This is a genomic window from Streptomyces gardneri, from assembly GCF_006539185.1.
Taxonomy (GTDB): domain Bacteria; phylum Actinomycetota; class Actinomycetes; order Streptomycetales; family Streptomycetaceae; genus Streptomyces; species Streptomyces gardneri.
The window spans coordinates 1-4,669 of sequence record NZ_BJMN01000111.1 but is presented as its reverse complement, the minus strand read 5'-3'; the positions used below and the strand labels follow the sequence as shown (position 1 = coordinate 4,669).

Genomic DNA, 4,669 nt, shown 5'->3' with positions numbered 1-4,669 from the left:
TCCAGCCCGCAGTCGCCTCGGTCGATGAGGTCCTTGAGGCGCCCGGGGGTGGCGACGACGACCTCGGCACCGCCGCGCAGGGCGCCGGCCTGGCGCCCGATGGGCATGCCGCCGACCACGGTCGCCAGGCGCAGCCTGACGGCGCGTGCGTACGGCGTGAGGGCGTCGGTCACCTGCTGGGCCAACTCGCGGGTGGGGACGAGGACGAGGGCGATCGGCCGGCGGGGCTCGGCACGCTGCCCGGCAGTGCGGGCCAGGAGGGCCAGGCCGAAGGCGAGGGTCTTGCCGGAGCCGGTCCGGCCGCGGCCCAGCACGTCTCGGCCCACGAGGGAGTTCGGCAGGGTCGCGCCCTGGATCGGGAACGGCACGGACACGCCCTGCGCGGTGAGCGCGGCCAGGAGCTCCCTGGGCATGTCGAGTTCGCCGAACGCCTCGACGGCGGGCAGCGAGGGCGTGATCGTCTTCGGGAGGGCGAACTCTCCCTGCACCGCGGCGGGCCGACGGCCGCGGCCGCCCGAGCGGCTCGGGTCTCCCGCACGGCTGGGGGCGGACGAACCGAAGCGACCGGCCCGGACGGGAGCGGCGGTGGAGCCGAAAGCGGAGCCGCCGGTGCGGCGGCGGCTGCGGGAGGAGCGGCTATTCGTACGTGTGGGGTTCATTCAGAACCTTCCTTGATGCGGCACGTCATCAAGGAATTCCCGCAGCGGTGGAGCGGCGCGGGGAACCAAAAGAACGGGCCGAAGGGAATGCGAAAGCGAATCTCGCTCGCATGGAGTCTGTGTCGGCGCAGGCGCTGAAACTGAAAGGGAGTGACGTCGGACGGACGTCGATATCCAGGGATCCAGGGCGACGGAGGGACACAGGTTCGAAGTGGCAGGCGTCCCCGGAGGGTCCGTGGGCGGCGGAGATCGACGGCCGTCCCGTAGATGAAAACGCTGCCGGAAAATGCCTGTAGCTGGGGCCCGCACCCCGAGGGATGCGGGCCCCAGCTACGAACTACGCGTCAGCTTCAGGCGGGAACGATGTTCTCGGCCGTCGGGCCCTTCTGGCCCTGCGCGATGTCGAAGGTGACCTTCTGGCCTTCCTGCAGCTCGCGGAAGCCCTGGGCGGCGATGTTCGAGTAGTGGGCGAACACGTCGGGGCCGCCACCGTCCTGCTCGATGAAGCCGAAGCCCTTTTCCGCGTTGAACCACTTCACGGTGCCAGCAGCCATGTCATATCTCCTTTGGGCAGTACACCGGCATCCGCGCTTTACGGATGCCGTGTCGCCGCGATGATGCCCTGCCCGGAAAATGACCGGAAATAAAAAGCGCTCCTGTGCGGCGGAGGGCCGCCTGGAGACGCTTGAAGTCTTTGGGTACCAAAACTGCAACTGATATCGACAGTAGCAGGTCGCGGCGGCTTCTGCGTGTAGATCAATCGCTCTCTGCGCGTTGCGGTAAAAACTCTCCCTGCGGGGCCCGGTAAATTCTCGGCCCGCGGTCATAGATATTGACTCGCCCTGAGTGCAGCATTTCGGAAGCACGGGCCCGAGCCTCCGGCACCCTCGACGACTTCGCGGAGCGCGAGGTGAGGGGGACCGACGCTGACGCTGGCCATAAGGTGTCCGACCTGCGAAAACGCGCCTTCTCGCGGCTCGTTTCGGTGGTCCGCCGATACCCGTGTTGACCGCTGTTCACCGTTCCGAAGGGCACGGATGGGGCACGGTGCCAGGGGGCACGGTCGCAGAGCCGAGGTGCCTTCGTGGACGCGCCCGGCCGCGGCGTCGATTCCCGGGCGGCGGCGGTGGAGCCCGCGAACGTCAACTGCCGGGTATCCGTCGGCGCCCGGCCCGCACACGGCGGGATGTGCGGCGCAACCGCCCGAACAGAATGAACGGCCCACGCCGCCGGACGAGTTCTCCTTGCTAGGACGCGCCGGGGCGTGTCCCCGAGCCCGCAGACCCGGCCGGCTGTTCAGCCGGAGTCTCGTGCACAGCGGCTTTGCGCCAGCGGGCTTCGCAGAACGAGTAGAGGCCGAACAGCACGAGACCCACAGCGGCGGCGATCAACAGGGCAGGCCCCGCGGGCGTGGCGGCGAACGAACGCAACGTCTCGTCCAGGCCCTTCGCCTGGCTGGGGTCGTACCGCACCGCGGCCAACAGGACGGACAGGCCGGCCCCGGCCGCGACCACGCCGCAGGCCACGCCGCCGACGATGCCCAGTATGGCGACGACCCGCCGCGTCGCCGGGCGCATCTCTTCCGTCCGGAGATCCTTCTCGAACCTCCGCATCAGGCTGCGCACCAGTATCACCGCGCCCACGACGATCAGGACGGCCCCGAACACGCCGACGATCACCCGGCCGCCCGGCAAGTCCAGCACCCTGGCGGTGTACTCCTTCGACGTCTCGTCACCGGGGCGCCCCCCGGTGGAACCGCCGACCAGCGCCGTCTGCACCACGCCGACACAGATCACGGCGTAGAACACTGCCATCCCCAAAGAACCCAGACGACGAGACCACTTCTCCCCGCCCTCCACCGTCTGCCCGAACGCCGCCTCGCACAGCCGCCACAGCGTCATCGCCGCCAGCCCCACCACCAGCGCCCACAGCAAAGCCTGGCCGAACGGCTGCTCGCCGAGGGTCCCCACCGCGCCGGACCGGTCGGCCTCCTGGCCGCTGTCGCTGCCGAGGCCGATCCGCACGGCCAGAATCCCCACCAGTACGTAGATCACTCCCCGGGCACAGAGCCCAACCCTGGACGCGACCTCCACCACACGACTGTCGGCCAGACGCCGCCCCCGAGACTTGGGCTGAGCTGCACTGTCCTGACTGCGCTCCATGTCTGGTACCTCCATGGGCCTGACCCCACTGCACAGCGAACCGTCGGCCGGGGCGGGCGTCGCGGGTCGGAGCCGGTGTCCGGCGGCGTCCCTGGCGCGCCCGCTGTTTGCGGACCGCGGTGCCACGCCGGCCGATGCGGCGGCCATGACCGGGAATCCGAGGCTGACGGGCATGACGCCATCCCCAGGTCTGTTCCCTGTCTCTCCACGGTAGGGGTGCCCCATCCGGAAGTCGCATCCAGATGCGGACCCGCCCTGCGCGCAGGGACCCGGAGTTACTACGAGCGATGAGGTGGGCCTCTGGGATTTCGTTGCGGGCAGGTTCCTAGCATGTAGGCATGGTTGCCCGTGATACCCAGCAGTCCGGTGCGGGAGGGGAAGCAGTGTCCCGAGACGACGCCGAAGCCTGCAGTGTTTCTTCCCCACCGACGATCAAGGGACGCGACTCGACCGGCCTGTCTTCGGGATCGCAACGCGACGGGGCCGCCGAGAACTCCCGCCCGGTGGCCGACCTGGTCGAGCGGGCGGCCGATCTGGTGGAACCCGTCAAGCCGAAACTACGCGGCTGGCTTCACGCCGGCATGGTCCCCGCATCGCTGGCCGCGGGCATCGTCCTCATCTGCCTGGCAGGGACGCCTCAGGCCGTGCTGGCCTGCACCGTGTACTCCGTGACGGCCTGGCTGCTGTTCGGGACGAGCGCCGTCTACCACCTCGGCACCTGGGGACCGCTCGGTGAGGCGGTTCTGCGTCGCCTCGACCACGCCAACATCTTCCTGATCATCGCCGGCACGTGCACCCCGCTCGCCGTGCTCCTGCTCTCCCGCGACCAGTGGTCCGTCCTGCTGTGGATCGTGTGGACGGGCGCTCTGGTCGGCATCGCCTTCCGTGTCCTGTGGGTCGGAGCTCCCCGCTGGCTGTACACCCCCTGCTACCTGGCCTTGGGCTGGGCGCCCGTGCGGTACCTGCCCGACTTCCTGCACAACGGCGGGGCGGCCGTAGTCTCCTTGATCGTGACCGGCGGGCTTCTCTACAGCGCGGGCGCGGTCGTCTACGCCCTCCAGCGCCCCAACCCCTCACCCCGCTGGTTCGGCTTCCACGAGGTGTTCCACGCCCTGACCGTCGCAGCCTTCACCGCGCACTACATCGCCATCTCCTTCACCGTCTACTGAGCACGGCAATGTTCTGCCCGGGGGCTGCTGTCGCCCTGGGGCGGGCGAGTTGCCTTGCTGGCTTCGGGTCAGGGTGCGAGGGGGCGGCGGAGGGAGAGGTAGTAGTTGCCGACGGCGGACAGGTAGCGGTGGTCAGCCATTTCGCTGTCGGTGGTGAACCGGGGAGCGGCTTTGATCTCTTCCCGGGTCCCTGACACCTTTACCGTCCGTGTTTCGGTGTCGATACCGGCGACGGCGCCGGCCGGGATCAGAATGCTCCTGCCGAACATCCACATGCTGGTGTCGACGACCAGGTGTTGCATGCCGGGCTGGTCCTGTTGGCGGTCCACGTGCCCGATGGTTCCGCCAGCCGCCTCAACCGTGCACCCCACCAGTGTCTGCCGGGACGTGTAGCCGCTGTCCTGCGCGTACATCCACACACCGCTCACAATCGTGCGTACGGGCGATCTCCACCCCCGCGAGGCCTCCCGCGCTCTGGTCACGGAGATTCTTCACGCCCACGGCGACCGTCTCCAGGACGACGCGACGGTCATGTGCCTGGACTGGCACGGTACCCACCAGGTCACACGCAGCGCTGACGCCGGGGCGGACCTGGCGGAGGCGTCCGCGCCCGAATAGCACTCTTTCGACGACCGAGGCCCGCCGATCCCGACGGGCACGCTCGGTTCAGGCCGAGGGC

General features: G+C 69.2%; 6 protein-coding genes. 2 read left to right on the top strand and 4 right to left on the bottom strand.

Annotated elements, in window-relative coordinates; all coding sequences use genetic code 11:
* From SGA01_RS40480 to SGA01_RS40470, 3 genes are all read right to left on the bottom strand, one after another.
* Window positions 1–659, bottom strand: a 659-nt coding sequence (locus tag SGA01_RS40480; protein WP_141303396.1) for a DEAD/DEAH box helicase, incomplete at its 3' end; no start/stop codon positions are given.
* Window positions 660–1,009: 350 nt separating this feature from the next.
* Window positions 1,010–1,213 carry a cold-shock protein gene (locus tag SGA01_RS40475; RefSeq protein ID WP_020133169.1) on the bottom strand — a complete coding sequence of 68 codons (204 nt, stop codon included), beginning with the start codon at window positions 1,211–1,213 and terminating at the stop codon, window positions 1,010–1,012.
* Between the two features lie 693 nt (window positions 1,214–1,906).
* The gene (locus SGA01_RS40470; protein WP_141303394.1) at window positions 1,907–2,821 is read right to left on the bottom strand and encodes a DUF1206 domain-containing protein; all 915 of its coding nucleotides are present in this window, start codon (window positions 2,819–2,821) and stop codon (window positions 1,907–1,909) included.
* Window positions 2,822–3,204: 383 nt separating this feature from the next.
* On the opposite strand from SGA01_RS40470, the gene trhA reads away from it, so the two are divergent.
* Window positions 3,205–3,990 (top strand): PAQR family membrane homeostasis protein TrhA, encoded by a 786-nt coding sequence (gene trhA, locus SGA01_RS40465; protein ID WP_371866332.1) that lies wholly within the window; start codon window positions 3,205–3,207, stop codon window positions 3,988–3,990.
* A gap of 68 nt (window positions 3,991–4,058) precedes the next feature.
* Here the strand turns inward: trhA and SGA01_RS40460 are convergent, their stop codons facing one another.
* Window positions 4,059–4,403 (bottom strand): PRC-barrel domain containing protein, encoded by a 345-nt coding sequence (locus SGA01_RS40460; protein WP_229918494.1) that lies wholly within the window; start codon window positions 4,401–4,403, stop codon window positions 4,059–4,061.
* A gap of 19 nt (window positions 4,404–4,422) precedes the next feature.
* Here SGA01_RS40460 and SGA01_RS40455 point away from each other — a divergent pair, with 19 nt between their 5' ends.
* Window positions 4,423–4,608: a hypothetical protein gene (locus tag SGA01_RS40455; RefSeq protein ID WP_174867702.1), complete on the top strand. Its 186-nt coding sequence runs from the start codon at window positions 4,423–4,425 to the stop codon at window positions 4,606–4,608.
* Window positions 4,609–4,669 lie beyond the last annotated feature (61 nt).

Excerpts from the sequence above, each read along its gene's own strand:
- SGA01_RS40475 (WP_020133169.1), bottom strand. The coding sequence starts at position 1,213 with ATGGCTGCTGGCACCGTGAAGTGGTTCAACGCGGAAAAGGGCTTCGGC.
- SGA01_RS40470 (WP_141303394.1), bottom strand. The coding sequence starts at position 2,821 with ATGGAGCGCAGTCAGGACAGTGCAGCTCAGCCCAAGTCTCGGGGGCGG.
- SGA01_RS40460 (WP_229918494.1), bottom strand. The coding sequence starts at position 4,403 with ATGTACGCGCAGGACAGCGGCTACACGTCCCGGCAGACACTGGTGGGG.